At 67.1% G+C, this 16,912-nt stretch carries 18 protein-coding genes and 2 tRNA genes; 14 read left to right on the top strand and 6 right to left on the bottom strand.

What is annotated here, in order from left to right; genetic code table 11:
- Positions 1-13: 13 nt before the first annotated feature.
- Entirely contained in the window at positions 14-940 is a 927-nt protein-coding gene (locus ACFXKN_RS08595; RefSeq protein ID WP_378972512.1) for a M48 family metallopeptidase, read from the bottom strand.
- 297 nt (positions 941-1,237) lie between these two features.
- On the opposite strand from ACFXKN_RS08595, the gene ACFXKN_RS08590 reads away from it, so the two are divergent.
- The 3 genes from ACFXKN_RS08590 to ACFXKN_RS08580 are packed head-to-tail and all read left to right on the top strand — an operon-like array spanning position 1,238 to position 3,065.
- Entirely contained in the window at positions 1,238-1,711 is a 474-nt protein-coding gene (locus tag ACFXKN_RS08590; RefSeq protein WP_378918204.1) for a ribose-5-phosphate isomerase, read from the top strand.
- A 3-nt stretch (positions 1,712-1,714) separates the two neighbouring features.
- On the top strand, positions 1,715-2,518 hold the full coding sequence (locus ACFXKN_RS08585; RefSeq protein WP_379432801.1) for an Fpg/Nei family DNA glycosylase: 804 nt from the start codon (positions 1,715-1,717) through the stop codon (positions 2,516-2,518).
- 40 nt (positions 2,519-2,558) lie between these two features.
- Positions 2,559-3,065: a hypothetical protein gene (locus ACFXKN_RS08580; RefSeq protein WP_379432800.1), complete on the top strand. Its 507-nt coding sequence runs from the start codon at positions 2,559-2,561 to the stop codon at positions 3,063-3,065.
- Positions 3,066-3,225: 160 nt separating this feature from the next.
- Here the strand turns inward: ACFXKN_RS08580 and ACFXKN_RS08575 are convergent, their stop codons facing one another.
- Positions 3,226-4,179 (bottom strand): GGDEF domain-containing protein, encoded by a 954-nt coding sequence (locus ACFXKN_RS08575; RefSeq protein WP_056821857.1) that lies wholly within the window; start codon positions 4,177-4,179, stop codon positions 3,226-3,228.
- 683 nt (positions 4,180-4,862) lie between these two features.
- Between ACFXKN_RS08575 and ACFXKN_RS08570 the strand changes: the two genes are divergently transcribed.
- The 3 genes from ACFXKN_RS08570 (at position 4,863) to fabG (ending at position 5,874) form a co-directional block, all read left to right on the top strand.
- Positions 4,863-4,933 (top strand) — tRNA-Gly (locus ACFXKN_RS08570).
- A 42-nt stretch (positions 4,934-4,975) separates the two neighbouring features.
- Positions 4,976-5,052: transfer RNA gene (locus tag ACFXKN_RS08565), tRNA-Pro, on the top strand.
- Positions 5,053-5,115: 63 nt separating this feature from the next.
- Entirely contained in the window at positions 5,116-5,874 is a 759-nt protein-coding gene (fabG, locus tag ACFXKN_RS08560; RefSeq protein WP_378972204.1) for a 3-oxoacyl-ACP reductase FabG, read from the top strand.
- An 8-nt stretch (positions 5,875-5,882) separates the two neighbouring features.
- Here the strand turns inward: fabG and ACFXKN_RS08555 are convergent, their stop codons facing one another.
- A complete protein-coding gene (locus ACFXKN_RS08555) occupies positions 5,883-6,236 on the bottom strand; it encodes a hypothetical protein (protein ID WP_378972215.1) in 354 nt (117 codons plus the stop codon).
- A 125-nt stretch (positions 6,237-6,361) separates the two neighbouring features.
- Positions 6,362-7,162: a metallophosphoesterase gene (locus tag ACFXKN_RS08550; RefSeq protein WP_379432799.1), complete on the bottom strand. Its 801-nt coding sequence runs from the start codon at positions 7,160-7,162 to the stop codon at positions 6,362-6,364.
- A 166-nt stretch (positions 7,163-7,328) separates the two neighbouring features.
- On the opposite strand from ACFXKN_RS08550, the gene ACFXKN_RS08545 reads away from it, so the two are divergent.
- The 5 genes from ACFXKN_RS08545 to clpX all read left to right on the top strand — a co-directional run bounded on the left by ACFXKN_RS08545 (position 7,329) and on the right by clpX (position 12,368).
- Complete coding sequence (locus ACFXKN_RS08545; protein ID WP_379432798.1) at positions 7,329-7,877, top strand: FKBP-type peptidyl-prolyl cis-trans isomerase; 549 nt, start codon at positions 7,329-7,331, stop codon at positions 7,875-7,877.
- Positions 7,878-8,028: 151 nt separating this feature from the next.
- A complete protein-coding gene (tig, locus tag ACFXKN_RS08540) occupies positions 8,029-9,393 on the top strand; it encodes a trigger factor (protein ID WP_378972234.1) in 1,365 nt (454 codons plus the stop codon).
- Between the two features lie 167 nt (positions 9,394-9,560).
- The gene (locus ACFXKN_RS08535) at positions 9,561-10,136 is read left to right on the top strand and encodes an ATP-dependent Clp protease proteolytic subunit (protein WP_378972517.1); all 576 of its coding nucleotides are present in this window, start codon (positions 9,561-9,563) and stop codon (positions 10,134-10,136) included.
- A 43-nt stretch (positions 10,137-10,179) separates the two neighbouring features.
- On the top strand, positions 10,180-10,845 hold the full coding sequence (locus ACFXKN_RS08530; protein WP_067456730.1) for an ATP-dependent Clp protease proteolytic subunit: 666 nt from the start codon (positions 10,180-10,182) through the stop codon (positions 10,843-10,845).
- A gap of 242 nt (positions 10,846-11,087) precedes the next feature.
- Entirely contained in the window at positions 11,088-12,368 is a 1,281-nt protein-coding gene (clpX, locus tag ACFXKN_RS08525; RefSeq protein WP_266298437.1) for an ATP-dependent Clp protease ATP-binding subunit ClpX, read from the top strand.
- A gap of 66 nt (positions 12,369-12,434) precedes the next feature.
- Here clpX and ACFXKN_RS08520 read toward each other — a convergent pair whose 3' ends face one another.
- Positions 12,435-13,250 carry a hypothetical protein gene (locus tag ACFXKN_RS08520; protein ID WP_378972253.1) on the bottom strand — a complete coding sequence of 272 codons (816 nt, stop codon included), beginning with the start codon at positions 13,248-13,250 and terminating at the stop codon, positions 12,435-12,437.
- 476 nt (positions 13,251-13,726) lie between these two features.
- Here ACFXKN_RS08520 and mihF point away from each other — a divergent pair, with 476 nt between their 5' ends.
- The gene (mihF, locus tag ACFXKN_RS08515) at positions 13,727-14,041 is read left to right on the top strand and encodes an integration host factor, actinobacterial type (RefSeq protein WP_019045768.1); all 315 of its coding nucleotides are present in this window, start codon (positions 13,727-13,729) and stop codon (positions 14,039-14,041) included.
- Between the two features lie 77 nt (positions 14,042-14,118).
- Here mihF and ACFXKN_RS08510 read toward each other — a convergent pair whose 3' ends face one another.
- Positions 14,119-15,327, bottom strand: a complete 1,209-nt coding sequence (locus ACFXKN_RS08510) for an FHA domain-containing protein (RefSeq protein ID WP_378972271.1) — start codon at positions 15,325-15,327, stop codon at positions 14,119-14,121.
- Between the two features lie 177 nt (positions 15,328-15,504).
- On the opposite strand from ACFXKN_RS08510, the gene ACFXKN_RS08505 reads away from it, so the two are divergent.
- Positions 15,505-16,164, top strand: a complete 660-nt coding sequence (locus tag ACFXKN_RS08505) for a TetR/AcrR family transcriptional regulator (protein WP_378972281.1) — start codon at positions 15,505-15,507, stop codon at positions 16,162-16,164.
- Positions 16,161-16,826, top strand: coding sequence for a GNAT family N-acetyltransferase (locus ACFXKN_RS08500; protein WP_378972285.1), 666 nt, complete (start codon positions 16,161-16,163; stop codon positions 16,824-16,826). The genes ACFXKN_RS08505 and ACFXKN_RS08500 overlap by 4 nt, the downstream gene beginning before the upstream one ends.
- The last annotated feature ends 86 nt before the right edge of the window (positions 16,827-16,912 follow it).

Genomic DNA, 16,912 nt, shown 5'->3' with positions numbered 1-16,912 from the left:
CGCCCCCGCCCGATCAGACCGGCTTCGGCGGCAGGGCGGGCGGCGCCGAATTCAGCGGATAACCGCCTTGCGGCGGGATCATGCCGGGCCGCGGTGCGCTCGGGCGCCAGAACATCGGACCGGGCCTGCTGCGATCACGCAGCGCCCACATCCGCCAGGTGAGCACCGGGTGACTGGCCATGGCGTTGACCAGCCAGACGAAACCGCCCCGCTCGAGCACGGCCCGATCGGCCATCTCGTCGACACCGACATCGGTATTGAGGTACTTGCCCGCGGCGAGAGTCGCCATCGCGGTGGCCGCGCCGGGCGGCCGGAAGCAGAAGCCGTGATTGTCGGCGGTGTACTCCTGGGCGCGGATCAGCGACGACCCGATCAGCGGCAACCACGGTGCCACGAACATGCCGAGCTGGCGCCAATACGACACGTGACCCGCGGCGATATGGCCGACTTCATGGCCGATGATGAACGCGAGCCCGTCCGGTTCGCGTGCGGCGCCGCCGATCTCGAACAGGTCGCTGTAGACCACGACGAACCGGCGGAACCCGTGCCCGGAGGCGAAGGCGTTGATCTGGCCGTTGCCCAGGATCACATACGCGTCCGGTGCCTTGTGCATCCCGAATCGTGCCGCCGCTTCCTGCACCATCCGGAACCCCTCGGGGAACTGGGTGGGCGACATCTTCACGCCGTTCACGCGCTGGGCCGCGAGGTTCAGGCCACGACCGGCCCACAGCAGCACCGGCGCGAACAACAGCAGCAGCACATACGGACTGGTGACGATCGAACTGGTTTGCTCCACACCCTTCTCGTCGACGACGGGATCGGTGAACAGTTCGACCGTCATGAGCAGCAGCGCCAGCAGGTAGGCGACCGCGGTGATCATGATGACCACGATCAGCAGCGGGATCTCCCACGGATGCCGGGCCGGGCGATCCCACGGCATCAGCCCGCGCGGCCGGTGCTGCGGCGGTGCGGGCGGACCGCTCGGCGGGTAATAGCCGGGGGCGACGGGTGGGTACGGGCCGGTCGGCGGCTGCGCGTGGCTGCTCTGCGCGGGGAAACCGCCGGTCCGTGGATCGGGTCGGTCCCACGGCGACGGTGGCGCAGTGTTCTTGTCCAGCGACGGTGTTCGGTCGGGCTGCTGGGCGGTGTGCTCCGGCGGGGAACCTGCCGAATGCGGGGAATGCGGTTCGTGCGGGTGCATGAAACGACTCTAAGCGGGCCTGCGACAATCGCAGCCATGCGCGTTTACCTGGGTGCCGACCATGCCGGTTTCGAACTGAAGAATCACGTCAAGGCCCATCTGCAGGAGGCCGGACACGAGGTCGTCGATTGTGGCGCCCTCGAATACGACGCTCTCGACGACTACCCCGCCTTCTGCATCGAGGCGGCGCGCCGCACCGTCGCCGACCCCGGCTCACTCGGCCTGGTCTTCGGCGGCAGCGGCAACGGCGAGCAGATCGCCGCCAACAAGGTCCCCGGCGCCCGCTGCGCCCTGGCCTGGAGCGTCGAAACCGCCAAGCTGGCCCGCGAACACAACAACGCCCAGCTGATCGGCATCGGCGGCCGCATGCACTCCACCGAGGAAGCGCTGGCCATCGTCGACGCGTTCCTCGCGCAGGCCTGGTCGGAAGAGCCGCGCCACCAGCGTCGCATCGACATCCTGGCCGACTACGAGAAGTCCGGCGAAGCCCCCGCGGTCCCCGCCTACTGAGTAGTGCCCGAAGGACATACCCTCCACCGGATCGCCGCGCTGCATCAGCAGCGGTTCTCCGGTGGGGTGGTGCGGGTTTCGAGTCCACAGGGCCGGTTCGTCGAGGGTGCCGCGCTGGTGGACGGGCAGGTGTTCGAGCGGGCCGAGGCCTACGGAAAGCATCTGCTGCATCACTATGCGTCCGGGCTGACGGTGCATGTGCATCTCGGGTTGTACGGCACCTTCAGCGAGGTCGAGTTGCCGATGGCGGCGCCGGTCGGGCAGGTGCGGATGCGCATGCTCGGTGCCGCAACGGATTTCGGCACCGATCTGCGCGGGCCGACGGCGTGTGAAGTGCTGATGCCGCCCGAAGTGGACGCACTCACCGCGCGCCTCGGCGCCGACCCGTTACGCGCCGACGCCGACCACGAACGAGCGGGCACGCGAATCCGCCGCTCCCGCAGGGCAATCGGCGCACTGCTGATGGACCAGGCCCTGATCGCCGGCGTCGGCAACGTCTACCGCGCGGAAGTCCTGTTCCGCCACGGCATCTCACCCTTCCGCCCCGGCACCTCGATCACCGCCCCCGAATGGGACGCCCTCTGGGCCGACCTGGTAGATCTCATGCCGATCGGCGTCACCACCGGCCGCATGCACGTGGTCCGCCCCGAACACGACACCGGCGCACCGTCCTACAGCAAAGACCGCCCCCGCACCTACGTCTACCGCCGCCAGGGCGAACCCTGCCGAGTCTGCGCGACCCCCATCGCGCACAAGGTCATGGAAGCCCGAAACCTCTTCTGGTGCCCCACCTGCCAGCCCCGCTGACAGCCGCCGGAGGGATTCGCCGGTATGCGAGCATGGTCGGATGACACAACTCGCGTCGGAATATCATGGCGCCGAAGGTGATCCGCGCTATCCGTCACCGCGCAAGTTACGCAACGTGGCGGCCAATGTCGCCGACATCGTGCTTCCCTACGTCGTGCTCATGGTCGCGTTCGCGGCTGTTGTGCTTCTCGTCGGGCACGAGGGGATCCTCGACATGGATGATCAGGCCCCGGTGATGCTCGGGTCCATGATCTTCCTGGTGGTCATGCTGGTGGCGAACTCTACGGTGCTGCCGAGCGTCTTCGGCGCGACCGCCGGTCAGCTCCTGACGGGCCTGGTGTGGATTCGTGGCTCGGATGGCGTCAGGCCGAACGCACGTGACATGAGGCGAGCGCTCCGCCTGCACCGCACCATTTTTCGTCTCGGCGGCGTCGCTCAGTGCGCGCCGCTGATCGTCGTGGTACGCCGATGCGACACCGCCGAGGATCGGTCTGCCGTAGACGTCGGCAACACCGGGAACGCTGCGGCCGGCTATCTCGAACACTGAGTGCGCGTCCGCTACCGGATGGCCGTCTCGCGAGCCGCTATCGGGTCGCGTCGTTCTTCGAATACGAGCGTGTCCCGTTCGTACTGTGCCAAGAACATGTCAACAACATCGGGCTGAGTCGGCTGAGCCGGACCGCGAAGTGCAGGCTTCGCGATCCGACTCAGCCGGCGACCGCCGTTCCCAGTTCGGGGTCGCCCGATTCAGCGAGCGCGAAACGCCGCCCGCCCGCCGATTTCGCCGAGTACATCGCGCGGTCGGCGCGACGCAACAGGTCGGTGAAATCGCACGTCTTTCCCGGTGGGCAAAAAGCGGTGCCCACGCTGGCCGAAACCGGCACGGGGCCCGCGCTCGACCACACCGGGTCGCGCAGTGCGGCGACCACGCGGTGTGCCAGCTCGCCGAGGGTGTCGCGGCGCGGGTTCGCCGCGACCACGAACTCGTCGCCGCCGTATCGGCAGATCACCGTGTCGGGCGGGCACACCTCACGCAAGCGGTTGGCCAGTTCGACCAGTACCTCGTCGCCGATCGCGTGTCCGTAGCCGTCGTTGATCTGTTTGAAGCGGTCCAGGTCCACCACCAGCACACCGACGCCGCGGCTCGGGTCGGCGGCGAACGCGCGTACCCGTTCTTGCAGCAGTGTGCGGTTCGCCAGATCGGTGAGTGCGTCGTGGGTCGCCTCGTGGCGCAAGCGGTGCTGCAGCGCGGCGATCTCCTGAACGCGCAGTGACACTTTCGCCGAGATGTTCTGTTCCTGTTGCGCCAGAGCGCGTTCCTGGAGTGCCTGTGCGTAGCTGTCGATGGCCTGGCTGGCCACCAACGGCCAGCGGGTCGCCACCAGCGAACCCGGGACCCCCGAGGGGAAACCGAGCAGCCAGCGACTGGCATGGGCCAGCATTCTGGTGCGTTCGAAGGGCGCCTCGGCCAATCGCGCGCCGAGCTTGCGCGCCTGTGGTACCGGGAACGGTTCGGTCCGAGCCAGGTGCAGCAGCCGCTCGACGATGTCGACGAGCACCGGCTCCAGCTGGTGCGGCGCCGTGGACGAGCCCGGTTCGGCGCATACCGCGCGGGCCCAGGCGCGGGCCATCGCGGCTACCGGTGGCTCGATGTGGGTCATCGATATCACCGGCGGTAGGTGGCGACGGTCTTGCCACCTCGATCATTCGCACTGCTACGCGGTTGGGTCCACCGAGTTCGGCACACGCTCACCGCCCCCTTTCCAGATACCCCCGTCCGGCAAAAAGGATCCTAGCAAGCCACCCGAGACCGAAAAGTCACGTTCTAGAACGCGTTCTCTGGTCTCTCGCGAATGGCGATCGGCTATGACATCGCTGCAGCGTCTCCGGCGTTACACATTTCCCGAAAAAATTTCGGGAGCCAGAAACATGCAGCGTGATGCCCTCCGCTGGGCGGTGGACGTTGCGTCGCCATGGGTCCCTCCTGGCACGGGATGCGAGTCGTGACGATGTGGCAATAGCCGTCACGCGCACTCTCATGGTGGCCTACTCGCCGCCCACGTGCCAGGTTTTTTAGGAAAATTCTCCTGTTTAATCCCCCGGTGGAGCTGGCGCCGGTCCCCGTGAGCGCACCAACCATCGTCGCCGGGAGGATGTTTCGGGGCTAGGGTCCTTAGGCCCTAATCGGGCATAGCGACGGTTGGTCGCGTGGGGAGTTCGGGTACACCGGCGGCCGAGGCGCATCAATCGGGCAGGCAGGGGCCGGATTGGCATTTATCGCGCGGCGTTCGGTACAGTCATGGCGCACACGACATCGTGGCGATCCCATCGATGTCGTATGCCTGCGGGTGTAGTTCAATGGTAGAACCTCAGCCTTCCAAGCTGATGGTGCGGGTTCGATTCCCGTCACCCGCTCAAACATGTATTGCCTCAACGGTGTTCTCGCCGGTGAGGTATCGGGGTGTAGCGCAGCTTGGTAGCGCATCCGCTTTGGGAGCGGAGGGTCGCAGGTTCAAATCCTGTCACCCCGACCATCACTCGAATCCAGCCCCGGACCAGGGGCTTTTTTCGATTCGGGGCGCGATAGAGTGGCGCTCATGTCTTCTGACTCCAGGGTCGCGATCGTCACCGGTGCCGCACGCGGAATCGGTGCTGCCGTCGCCATCAAGCTCGCCGCCGACGGCAATGCTGTCGCCGTGCTCGACCTCGACGAAGCCGCCTGTGCCGGCACCGTCGCCGCCATCGAGGGCGCGGGCGGCGCCGCGCTTGCCGTCGGCGCCGATGTTTCCGACGAAGCGGCGGTCGCGGCCGCGGTGGACCGGATCGCCGTCGAACTCGGCGCGCCGACGATCCTGGTCAACAATGCGGGCGTGCTGCGCGACAACCTGCTGTTCAAGATGTCGGTCGACGATTGGGACACCGTCATGAACGTGCACCTGCGCGGTGCCTTCCTGATGACCCGCGCCGTGCAGAAGTACATGGTCGAGGCGAAGTTCGGGCGCATCGTCAACCTGTCGAGCACCTCGGCGCTCGGTAACCGCGGCCAGGCCAACTACTCCGCGGCCAAGGCGGGCATGCAGGGCTTCACCAAGACCCTCGCCTTCGAACTCGGCAAGTTCGGCGTCACCGCCAACGCGATCGCCCCTGGCTTCATCGAGACCGAGATGACCGCCGCGACGGCTGCCCGCGTCGGTGCCGACTTCGAGGCGTTCAAAGCGGCTGCCGCGGCGCAGATCCCGGTCAACCGGGTCGGCACGCCCGACGACATCGCCAACACCGCCTCGTTCTTCGTGAGCGAAGGCGCAGGCTTCGTGTCGGGTCAGGTCATCTACGTGGCCGGTGGCCCGAAGGACTGAATGTCGCCTCAGGCGCAGCCGAACCGGAAGTCCGCCCGGGTCTCGGTGCCCGCCGCCACGGTGACCCGCACCGGCTCGGTGACGGCCAACCCGCAGCCGCCGGGCACGGTCACTACCTTCGCCTCGTAACAGCCCACCGGCAGCGCCACCGTGGCGCGCCCGTCGGCCCCGCTGACCAGCGTGGCGACCACCTGTTTCGCATCACACGGCGTCACCTCGATATCGGCCCGATTCACCGGAATCGGTTCCCGTCCGGTGAACGCCCATGCCGTCAATGTTCCCTGCGGCGCCGGATCTGCGCTCGCGACACCGGTGACCATGAGCGGAGCGAGTACGGACAGTGCGAGAAATGTACGGCGCATGAACCTCTCCTCGTCGATGAGTCGGGTCGTCCGCTGCTGATGGTAGGCCTATCCGGGCGGGAATCCGCACGTCATACCCAGGTTCGGCGTTGACGATTCGGCGACGATCCGCCAACCGGCACCCATCAGGCGGTCGGGGTGATGCCGGCGCGTTCGCTCCAGATCTGTTCGGCGGGAACCGAGATCGTGGTCAGCTCGGGGTAGCGCAGGGCCGAGAGGGTGCCGCCGAAGACGGCGCCGGTATCGAGACAAAGGGTGTTGTTGACCCAGGTGAGGGCGGGGACCGGGGTGTGGCCGTAGAGCACAGTTGGCGTGCCTCGGTAGTCCTGGGCCCAGTCGTAGCGGATGGGGTAGCCGTGCTGGTCGAGTTCGCCGGTGGGGGCGCCGTAGAGGGCGAAGGAGCGAGCTCGGCCGGAGGTGCTGCCGTGCAGACTTTCGGGCAGACCGGCGTGTGCCACGACGAGCCTGCCGCGGTCAAGGAGGTAATGGCTCGGTAGCTCGCGCAGGAAAGCGTGTGCGGCGGTCCGGAATTCGAGGTCCTCGTCGGCCAGTTGGGACAGCGACTGCTCGAGGCCGTGCGCGATGCGGACGTTGCGGCCGTCGAGGGCGCGCATCAGCTTGTGGTCGTGGTTGCCGGTGACACACAGGGCGGTTTTCGCCGCCATCATCCCCATCACCAGGCGGAGCACGCCGGGGGTGTCGGGGCCTCGGTCGACGAGGTCGCCGACGAAGACCGCGGTGCGACCGCCGGGGTGGGTGGCACCGATCGGGCGGCCGCGGTCGTCGCGGTCCACGGCATAGCCGAGCTCGCCGAGCAGGGTCTCCAGTTCGCTGCGGCAACCGTGGACATCGCCGATCACATCGAACGGTCCGGTCAGATCGCGGCGGTCGCGGGGGAGGAGGTCGGTGCGGCGGGGTTCGGTCATATCCCTTTCATCGTCGTGCAGGGCGGGCCCGCGCCGCAACTGCGTTCCCTGTGGGGCCGCGGGGACTGCACGGGCGCCGATCGACACCCGGTGGAGAAACACACCGCGGTGCCTACCGTCGTGCCGGTTCCCGACCAGGCGACGGCGGTCGATTACTGTGCGGGCCATGCATTCTCTCGGCAGGATCATCGGAATCGGACTCGTCGCGGCCGCCGCGATCGCCACAGCGGCCTGCGGCTCCGACACGGACTCGAGCAGTTCGCCGAGCTCGAGCGCGGCCGGCGGGAACCCCGCGAGCACGGGCCTCGAATGCACTGCCGACGACGTGAAAGTCAGCGGTGGCTTCGGCGAGGCGCCCAAGATCACCATCCCCGACACCTGCGATGCCCCCAAGACCTTGATCGTCAAGGACCTGGTGGTCGGTAGCGGGCCCGGCGCGGTGGCCGGGCAGCCGCTGACCATGAACTACGAGCTGGTCACCTGGTCGGACAAGCAGGTACTCGACAGCTCCTTCCAGCGCGGCAAGCCGTTCGGGCTGACCCTCGGCGCGGGCCAGGTCATCCAGGGCTGGGACGAGGGTCTGATCGGCGTGCAGCAGGGCACGCGCAGGCTGCTGATCGTGCCGCCGAACCTCGGCTACGGCGAAGGCGGCAACGGCGTCGCGCCGAACGAGACGCTGGTCTTCGTGACCGACGCGGTGCAGGTCGGCCGCTAGCGCGGTACTGGACAGGCCCACAACCAACCGCCGATTGCGCGACCGCGCAGGCGGTCAACTACCCTGGTCGGGATGCATGCGCCGCTCCTACTCAGGGCGCGTTTCCCCATGCGGGGACACCACCATGAACTACGAACCAAGGAGTATGTCCGTGAAGAGCACCGTCGAGCAGCTGAGCCCGACCCGGGTCCGGATCAACGTCGAGGTGCCCTTCGAGGAGCTGAAGCCCGACTTCGACAAGGCCTACAAGGCGCTGGCACAGCAGGTCAAGATCCCCGGCTTCCGTCCCGGCAAGGCTCCGGCCAAGCTGATCGAGACCCGTGTCGGCCGTGGCGCCGTGCTCGAGCAGGTCGTCAACGACGCGCTGCCGAACAAGTACGCCGAGGCGATCCAGACCGCTGAGGTCAAGGTCATCGGCCAGCCGGAGATCGAGATCACCAAGATCGAAGACGGCGAAGAGCTGGCGTTCACCGCCGAGGTCGACGTGCGCCCCGAGATCGCCCTGCCCGATTACTCGGGCATCGAGGTGACTGTCGATTCCTTCACCATCGGTGACGACGACATCGAGGAGCAGCTCACCTCGCTGCGTCAGCGCTTCGGCACCCTCACCGGTGTCGAGCGTGCCGTGGCCGATGGCGACTTCGTGTCGATCGACCTGTCGGCCACCGTCGATGGCGAGGACGTCCCCGAGGCGGCCACCACCGGCCTGTCGCACGAGGTCGGTTCGGGTCAGCTGATCGAGGGCCTCGACGAGGCCGTCATCGGCCTGAAGGCCGGCGAGTCCGCCGAGTTCACCTCCACCCTGGTCGCGGGCGACCACGCAGGCAAGGAAGCCCTGATCACCGTGGCCGTGCAGTCGGTCAAGGAGCGCGAGCTGCCCGAGGCCGACGACGAGTTCGCCCAGCTGGCCAGCGAGTTCGACACCATCGACGAGCTCAAGGAAGACCTGAAGGGCCGCGTCGAGCGCGTCAAGAAGGTCGAGCAGGCCGGTTCGATCCGCGACAAGGTGCTCGACACCCTGCTCGGGACCGTTGAGGTCCCGCTGCCCGAGGCCGTCGTCAAGGCCGAGGTCGACGCCGTGGTCCACGACGCCGTGCACGGCTTCGACCACGACGAGGCCAAGCTGGCCGAGGCGCTCGAGGCGCAGGGCTCCTCCCGCGAGGAGTTCGACAAGGACACCCAGGAAGCTGCCGAGAAGTCGGTGAAGACCCAGCTGCTGCTCGACGCCATCGCCGAGGCCGAGAACACCCAGGTCGGCCAGCAGGAGCTGACCGAGCGAATCCTGTTCCAGGCACAGCGTTACGGCATGTCGCCCGAGCAGTTCATCCAGCAGGTGCAGCAGGCGGGTCAGCTCGGTGCGGTCTTCGCCGACGTGCGACGCGGCAAGGCCCTTGCCGGAGTTGTCGGTCAGGTGAAGGTCACCGACTCCGACGGCAACGTGGTCGACACCACCGAAATGTTCGGTGACCCTGCGGAATCCGCTGAAATCGAGCTGGACGAAGCCGCTGCCGAGTAGGTTTCGGCGGCGTGATTTGATTGCGCTGTGAGCGAATAGGGGCGGTGCCGGGAGTTCGGTGCCGCCCTCCTTCGTTAGTGTTTGTGACGACGAACCGTATTCGTATGGCCGTAGCAATCGGTGAGAAGAGAAGGCAGGTATCCGTGACGATCAACCAGGCAGGGGTCATGACAGCCGCTACCGCTGGACTCAACCTCAGTGATTCCGTATACGAACGGCTGCTTCGCGAGCGCATCATCTTCCTGGGCACCCAGGTCGACGATGAGATCGCGAACAAGATCTGCGCGCAGATCCTGCTGCTCTCGGCCGAGGACGCGACGAAGGACATCGCGCTCTACATCAACTCGCCCGGTGGCTCGGTGACCGCGGGCATGGCCATCTACGACACGATGCAGTTCGCCGAGTGCGACATCGCCACCTATGGCATGGGCCTGGCGGCGTCGATGGGGCAGTTCCTGCTGACCGCGGGAACCAAGGGCAAGCGTTTCGCGCTGCCGCACACCCGGATCATGATGCACCAGCCCTCGGCGGGCATCGGTGGTTCGGCGGCCGATATCGCGATCATGGCCGAGCAGTTCGCCCACACCAAGCGTGAGCTCAACGAACTGCAGTCGCTGCACACCGGCAAGTCGGTGGAGCAGGTGACCGAGGACGCGGACCGCGACCGTTGGTTCACGGCGAAGGAAGCCCTGGAATACGGCTTCATCGACCATGTGGTCGCCCACGCGAGCCAGGCGAAGTAACCGCCGCCGTCCCCCCTCACTCGAGACAAGCTTGGAGATAAAGATGGCCAACCTCTTCGACCCGCGCGCCGGCCACGGCGGCTCCGCTGCCGGCCTGCCGCAGTCGCGCTACATCCTGCCGCAGTTCACCGAGCAGACTTCGTTCGGCGTCAAGACCTCCGACCCGTACAACAAGCTGTTCGAGGAGCGCATCATCTTCCTGGGTAACCAGGTCGACGACGTCTCGGCCAACGACATCATGGCGCAGCTGCTGGTGCTGGAGTCCCAGGACCCCGACCGCGACATCACCATGTACATCAACTCACCCGGTGGCTCGTTCACCGCGCTGATGGCGATCTACGACACCATGCAGTACGTGCGCCCCGACGTGGTCACGGTCTGCCTGGGTCAGGCCGCTTCGGCCGCCGCGGTGCTGCTGGCCGCCGGTGCCCCCGGCAAGCGTGCCGCACTGCCCAACGCGCGCATCCTGATCCACCAGCCGTCCTCCGGCGGTGTGCAGGGTCAGGTGTCCGACCTCGAGATCGCCGCGGCCGAGATCGAGCGGATGCGTCGCCTGATGGAAGTCACCATCTCGCGCCACACCGGCAAGCCCGAGGAGCAGGTCCGCAAGGACACCGATCGCGACAAGATCCTGACCGCCGAGGAAGCCAAGGATTACGGCATCATCGATCAGGTCTTCGACTACCGCAAGCTCAGCGGACAGAAGTGACACGCCCGGGCCCGCTGTCCTGATCTGGGCGGCGGGCCCGGTTTTTTCACCGGGCTTGGCCCACAATGGTGAGAACCCGCACAACCCTTCACATCGAACATGCGCGAGTTGTCGACCTGTCTCGCGCACAACAGGTACGGTCGACTCAGGGACCATTGCTCTGATTGACGGCACCGAGACGTATTTCCGGCCCAATCGGGGGACGACGGTCGCACTCGGACAAGGAAGTAGGGACCTACGAGATGGCGCGCATCGGAGACGGCGGCGATCTGCTGAAGTGCTCGTTCTGCGGAAAGAGCCAGAAGCAGGTCAAAAAGCTCATCGCGGGCCCCGGGGTTTATATCTGCGACGAGTGCATCGACCTGTGCAACGAGATCATCGAAGAAGAGCTGGCCGAGTCGAGCGAAGTGAAGCTCGACGAGCTGCCCAAGCCTTCGGAGATCCGAGATTTCCTCGAGAACTACGTGATCGGCCAGGACACCGCCAAGCGGACCCTCGCCGTCGCGGTCTACAACCACTACAAGCGCATCCAGGCGGGCGACAAGGGCCGCGACAGCCGCGGTGAGGCCGTCGAGCTGATGAAGTCGAACATCCTGATGCTCGGCCCCACCGGTTGCGGTAAGACCTACCTCGCGCAGACCCTGGCCAAGATGCTGAACGTCCCGTTCGCCATCGCCGACGCCACCGCGCTCACCGAGGCAGGCTATGTCGGCGAGGATGTCGAGAACATCCTGCTGAAGCTGATCCAGGCCGCCGACTACGACGTCAAGCGCGCCGAGACCGGCATCATCTACATCGACGAGGTCGACAAGATCGCCCGCAAGAGCGAGAACCCGTCGATCACCCGCGATGTCTCCGGTGAGGGTGTGCAGCAGGCGCTGCTGAAGATCCTGGAGGGCACCCAGGCGAGTGTGCCGCCGCAGGGCGGTCGCAAGCACCCGCACCAGGAGTTCATCCAGATCGACACCACCAACGTGCTGTTCATCGTGGCGGGCGCCTTCGCGGGCCTGGAGAAGATCATCTCCGACCGCACCGGTCACCGCGGCATCGGCTTCGGCGCCGAGGTGCGCTCCAAGGCCGAGGTCGACACCGACGACCACTTCGCCGACGTGATGCCGGAGGATCTGATCAAGTTCGGTCTGATCCCCGAGTTCATCGGCCGCCTGCCCATCGTCGCCTCGGTGACGAACCTGGACAAGGAATCGCTGGTCACCATTCTCTCGGAGCCGAAGAACGCACTGGTCAAGCAGTACGTTCGGCTGTTCGAGATGGACGGCGTCGATCTCGAGTTCACCACCGACGCCCTCGAAGCGATCGCCGATCAAGCCATCCTGCGCGGCACCGGTGCCCGTGGCCTGCGCGCCATCATGGAGGAAGTCCTGCTGCCGGTGATGTACGACATCCCGGGCCGTGACGACGTCGCCAAGGTGGTCGTGAACGCCGACACCGTGGTCGACAACGTCCTCCCGACGATCGTGCCGCGCAAGGCGCAGCGGCCCGAGCGTCGCGAGAAGTCGGCCTAACAAACCAACGGCAAAGGGCCCCTTCGGATCTGATCCGAGGGGCCCTTCGCTGTGTGCGGGTGGCCGTTAGTTGACGGCGGGGTTCCCCAGGCTCGGCGCGGCCAGGAGATCGTCGCCGTCGTCTGCCGGGATCTCCGCGCTGGCACGGACGATCGCGGTGCTGTAGCGGGCACTGGCGGCGTTGTGGATGAGCAGTGCGACACCGATCATCACCGGGGCCACCGCGTGCACAGCGGCGTCGTACCAGTGCTGCTGGCTCAAGTGCGGATAGGTGTTGAGGGCGATGGTCAGCGTGAGCAGGAACAGCTCGGCGATCAGCACCTGGTTGCGGTTGCCCATCACGCCCCACTCGGCCACCCGCGTGGTGCCGATCATGATGATGATCAGGCACACGCTGATCATCGCCTCCAGGCCGAAGCTGGCCCAGTAGAGCGGATCGCTCGGTCCACCGGGAGCGATGTTGTGCTGGACGTTCACCGCCGACCACAGCATGCCCGTGATCACCACGCCTGCCAGCGCCCGCAGCGACCAGGTGCGGTGCTGATAGAGCGAGGCGAGGCGGGCGCGCGGGTTGGACTCACGACGTTGCGCGGCGATGGCCTTGCGGGCCAGCATCAGGTCCGACATCTCGGCGCGCTCGAGCTCCGCGGTGGTGTCACGCAAGCGGTCGGCGTGTGAGGAGGCGGCCTTGATGTGCTTCCAGCGCTGGTCGCGCTCGTAGGTACGGATCTTCTCGGCGAGTTCGCGCTCGGCGCGCAACTCGTCTTCGGACAGCGCGTCGGTCAGTGCCGGATCGGACTGATAGGCGATGCGACGCCTGGCCCGTTCCACCCGCACAGGCAGAGCGGTGACCTCGTGATCGAGCGGGTGTTCCTCGCGCATCGCAACTCCAGGTAGCAAAAGGGTTCGCCGGGTCGCGTCATTGTTGCGCATCGAGCGGGGGTAGCACACCCGCGGGCCCGAATTAGCTCGACCCGCGGGCGCTGAAAATGTCTGGCGCACAACTGTGTAGCTGTCGATGCAGCGATGCGGGAGACGGTGACGACCGTTCGAGAACGGGTCGCGCCCGGGCCGAGGAGCTTCGTTGATCCTCCGTGGTTCGCCGTTGAACCTTGATCCCGCAAAAGTGCTTCTGATGATGTGTCGCTGCTGGTCATCGGGGTGTTACGCGGGCCTTGACCGCTTGTCATTTCGTCCGTTTGGTCTGTCTTGGGAGGCCCTTCACTGAATACGACGGGTTCGGCAAGCAAAACTCATCGGCGTATCCTCGCGGTGTGTCGGACTGGTGCTGCCGATTTCGTGCTGTTTACTCGGTCCGTCAATCAGATGTTCGAGTGACGAGTGGAAGCGGAGGAGACATGGCACTGCCTACGATGACCGCCGAACAGCGCACCGAGGCGTTGGCCAAAGCGGCTGCCGTGCGCAAGGCGCGCTCGGAACTGATCGGCAAGGTGAAGGAGGGCAAGGTCACCGTCGCCGATCTGCTCAAGAAAGCCGACAGCGACGACTTGGTGAAAAAGACCAAGGTCGCTGCCGTGATCAAGGCACTGCCGGGCGTTGGCCCGGTCAAGGCTGCCAAGCTGATGGATCAGGCCGAGATTCCCGAGGATCGCCGCATCGGCGGCCTCGGTGCTCGCCAGCGCGCGGCACTGCTCGACGCCCTCGAGGCCTGAGCCGATTCGCGATCCGACGCCCGTGGAGCTGGATGCACGGGCGTCGGGATGGTCTGTGAGTGATACGCAGTAGGTGATTACACGCAGTAGGTCAGCAGGAAGTCGTTGATCCGCAGGCGCCATCCCGGTTGCAACTCGATCGGGAGGGTGCCCACGCGTGACCAGCGTTCGCTGTCGGGTGCGGCGAAGAAGGTTCCGGAGGTCGCGGGGGCCTCGCGGACGAACACCTTGCCACGGTCGGGGGCGACGAAGGCATGGACCCGCGAGACGAGCCGATCGCGCTCGATCAGTATCGGCGTCGCCGCGGAAGCGCGTACCGATTCTTCACCCGAGGGGTTGCGGCCGAGGACGTAAGGCCGGTCAAGTGGGTAGCTGAGCCCGTCTTCGGTGACCAGGGCGCCGCGCGAACTGCTGTGGGGCGCTGTGCCTTTGCTCAACGCGACCGGTTCGCCGCGCTCGGCGGCATCGAGTGCTCGAGACCACGCGCGGGGCGCGTTGGCGGCGGGGGAGTTGCGCGGGCCGGTGCTCACGGTGACACCGTCGGAGTTGCTCGGCCCGGTGCTGACGACGTCGCCGGTTCTCGGTCGGCTGCCGGTGCTCACCGTCTCGCTGTCGGGTCGGCCCGCGTCGGGCTGGAAACCCGAGGTCGCGGGTTGGTCGGGTGCCGGGAATCCGGCGGTGGCCGGGAGCGCGTCGCTGGTGTCGGTGGGTCGCGCGGTCGGTGGGCGCAAGGCTTGGAAACCGGTGGCCTCGGTCGGCGCGGGTTCGTCGACGGATTCGACCCGGCGGGGCGGTGGATTACGGCGACGGCCCAGGTTGAGGACGAAACCGTTGCCGGTGACGATGCCCGCGCGTAGGTCGGTGCGCGGATTGGCGCTGGTTGGATCGGCCATCTCGGCGCCGACCGCGATTCGGCGGACCGGTTCGCGGATGATCTCGTCGACCCAGGTGAAGGCCCGGTCGCCGGCCAGGCGGCGGTTGCCCTCCGCGCCGGAGATCTCGGCGATCACCGCGCCGCGCAGCAGGATCAGCATCCCGTCGGCGGTCGGGGCGAGCACACCGAAAGGCGGTGGGGCAGAAGCTCCGCCGAACACCACACCCGCCAGACGCTGCGCCAATGCCGCACCGGGCGCGCTCGCTGCCGTGCTGTTGGCGACGGTTTCCACCGCTCCGAGTAACCGGTCGGTCGACGGCGTCTCCCCGGCCAGATAGACGACGACATCGCCGAATCTGGCGACGATTCCGGTCCCCGGCACGATGGCCACGGTGGACGAATGCGCGTGCATCAACGCCTCCTTGTCGGACTGGTCTTCACCGCCGCCTCGGCCGACCCGCTGTGCGGCAGACCGCGACCGAGGTCTCCGCGTCAGCATAGTTGCCCGACGCTCGGGGATAGCGTCCGAAGGCGAACTTCGAACGGCGTTCGTGCCAAACGATGTTCGTCGGCCGCGTAGGATCGGCGCATGAACGCCGCACCCGTCAGTCGCCGGGCCCGACCGGCGAAAGTCCCCTTGAGCCGGGACCTCGTCATCGAGACCGGCTTGCGCGTCCTCGACACCGACGGCTCGGCCGCGCTCACCATGCGCCGGGTCGCGAAGGAACTCGACACCGGCGCCGCGTCGCTGTATGTCTACGTCGCCAATCGCGACGACCTGCTGACAGGCATGCTCGATCACGTCCTGTCCCAGGTTCCGGTCCCCGCCGACGGTGACTGGCGCACGCGGGTGACCCAGCTGGTCGAGACCTCGATCGACGCCCTCGGCCGCCACGACGGTCTCGCGCTCGTCGCCTTCGGCCGGTTCCCGACCACCGAACACGCCCTCGGCCTGATCGAACAGTTGCTGTGCCTGCTGAGCGAAGGTGGTCTCGACCCCGCGACCGCCACCTGGGCCGTCGACCTGATCTACCTCCACATCGCCGCCGAGGCCGCCGAGAATTCCGGTGCGGGGGGCGCGGCGTACCGCGCCGACGTCTCCCGGCGCCTGGCCGACCTGCCCGCTCGATTCCCGACGATGACCGCGTGGCAGACGCACCTGCGCGACGGCGACGGTGCCGCCCGTGCCCGCTGGGCCCTGCGGGCCCTGCTCAACGGAATCGTCGCCACCCCGGTGGGTGCGCGATGAGCGGGGGCGATCAGCCGGCGGAACTCAGCTCGGTCTTGTCGGGCGCCGGCGAGCCGGGAGCTGTCGGCTCGCCGATGACCGGTGGGGCGACCGGCGTGGATTCCGCACAACGGCCCGTCCGGCGCCCGGTGGTCGGTGGACCTGTGCGCCTTGCGCGTGAGGCGGAGATCGCGGCGCTGCAGGAGATCGAGCGGCGGGCGGGCGCACCGTTCGCCGAGGTGGGGATGATCGCCGTTGCCGACGATGAGCCACCACCGTGGGAAGTGTTGCGCGCCTTCGTTGTCGAGGGTCGCGCATGGGTCTGGCCCGACGACCGCGATCACCCGATCGGCTACCTGGTTCTCGGCCTGGTCGACGAGCAGCCACACATCGACCAGGTCTCCGTCGACCCGGCGTACGCGGGCGCGCGGATCGGCAAGCGGCTCATCGATCACGCGGTGCGCTGGGCGAACGACCGTGGCTTACAAGAGATCACGCTCACCACGTTCACCCAGGTTCCGTGGAACGGCCCGTACTACGAACGCCTCGGCTTCGTCTACCTTCCTGCGGCAGCCGAACCGCCGGGCCTGCGCGCGATCCGTGCCACCGAAGTGGCGCATGGCCTCGACGCATGGCCACGCGCGTCCATGCGCGCCGAGCTCGCGAAGTGGAGATTCGACTGACCGGCGGTGGCCGGACTGCCCCATAGCTCCGCACACGGCCGTTATCGGCTGGCATACGCCGCGTGCCGAGCGGGCCTCGATGAGTA

Origin of the sequence: Nocardia sp. NPDC059195, from assembly GCF_042754695.1 — a bacterium.
Classification (GTDB): Bacteria; Actinomycetota; Actinomycetes; order Mycobacteriales; family Mycobacteriaceae; genus Nocardia.
The sequence above is the reverse complement of the archived record's forward strand: the minus strand, read 5'-3'. Positions and strand labels throughout refer to the sequence as shown.

What these genes read in the sequence shown, in the direction of transcription:
- ACFXKN_RS08595 (WP_378972512.1), bottom strand. Translation starts at nt 940, where the DNA reads ATGCCGTGGGATCGCCCGGCCCGGCATCCGTGGGAGATCCCGCTGCTG.
- ACFXKN_RS08590 (WP_378918204.1), top strand. Translation starts at nt 1,238, where the DNA reads ATGCGCGTTTACCTGGGTGCCGACCATGCCGGTTTCGAACTGAAGAAT.
- ACFXKN_RS08580 (WP_379432800.1), top strand. Translation starts at nt 2,559, where the DNA reads ATGACACAACTCGCGTCGGAATATCATGGCGCCGAAGGTGATCCGCGC.
- ACFXKN_RS08575 (WP_056821857.1), bottom strand. Translation starts at nt 4,179, where the DNA reads ATGACCCACATCGAGCCACCGGTAGCCGCGATGGCCCGCGCCTGGGCC.
- fabG (WP_378972204.1), top strand. Translation starts at nt 5,116, where the DNA reads ATGTCTTCTGACTCCAGGGTCGCGATCGTCACCGGTGCCGCACGCGGA.
- ACFXKN_RS08555 (WP_378972215.1), bottom strand. Translation starts at nt 6,236, where the DNA reads ATGCGCCGTACATTTCTCGCACTGTCCGTACTCGCTCCGCTCATGGTC.
- ACFXKN_RS08550 (WP_379432799.1), bottom strand. Translation starts at nt 7,162, where the DNA reads ATGACCGAACCCCGCCGCACCGACCTCCTCCCCCGCGACCGCCGCGAT.
- ACFXKN_RS08545 (WP_379432798.1), top strand. Translation starts at nt 7,329, where the DNA reads ATGCATTCTCTCGGCAGGATCATCGGAATCGGACTCGTCGCGGCCGCC.
- ACFXKN_RS08535 (WP_378972517.1), top strand. Translation starts at nt 9,561, where the DNA reads ATGACAGCCGCTACCGCTGGACTCAACCTCAGTGATTCCGTATACGAA.
- ACFXKN_RS08530 (WP_067456730.1), top strand. Translation starts at nt 10,180, where the DNA reads ATGGCCAACCTCTTCGACCCGCGCGCCGGCCACGGCGGCTCCGCTGCC.
- clpX (WP_266298437.1), top strand. Translation starts at nt 11,088, where the DNA reads ATGGCGCGCATCGGAGACGGCGGCGATCTGCTGAAGTGCTCGTTCTGC.
- ACFXKN_RS08520 (WP_378972253.1), bottom strand. Translation starts at nt 13,250, where the DNA reads ATGCGCGAGGAACACCCGCTCGATCACGAGGTCACCGCTCTGCCTGTG.
- mihF (WP_019045768.1), top strand. Translation starts at nt 13,727, where the DNA reads ATGGCACTGCCTACGATGACCGCCGAACAGCGCACCGAGGCGTTGGCC.
- ACFXKN_RS08510 (WP_378972271.1), bottom strand. Translation starts at nt 15,327, where the DNA reads ATGCACGCGCATTCGTCCACCGTGGCCATCGTGCCGGGGACCGGAATC.
- ACFXKN_RS08505 (WP_378972281.1), top strand. Translation starts at nt 15,505, where the DNA reads ATGAACGCCGCACCCGTCAGTCGCCGGGCCCGACCGGCGAAAGTCCCC.
- ACFXKN_RS08500 (WP_378972285.1), top strand. Translation starts at nt 16,161, where the DNA reads ATGAGCGGGGGCGATCAGCCGGCGGAACTCAGCTCGGTCTTGTCGGGC.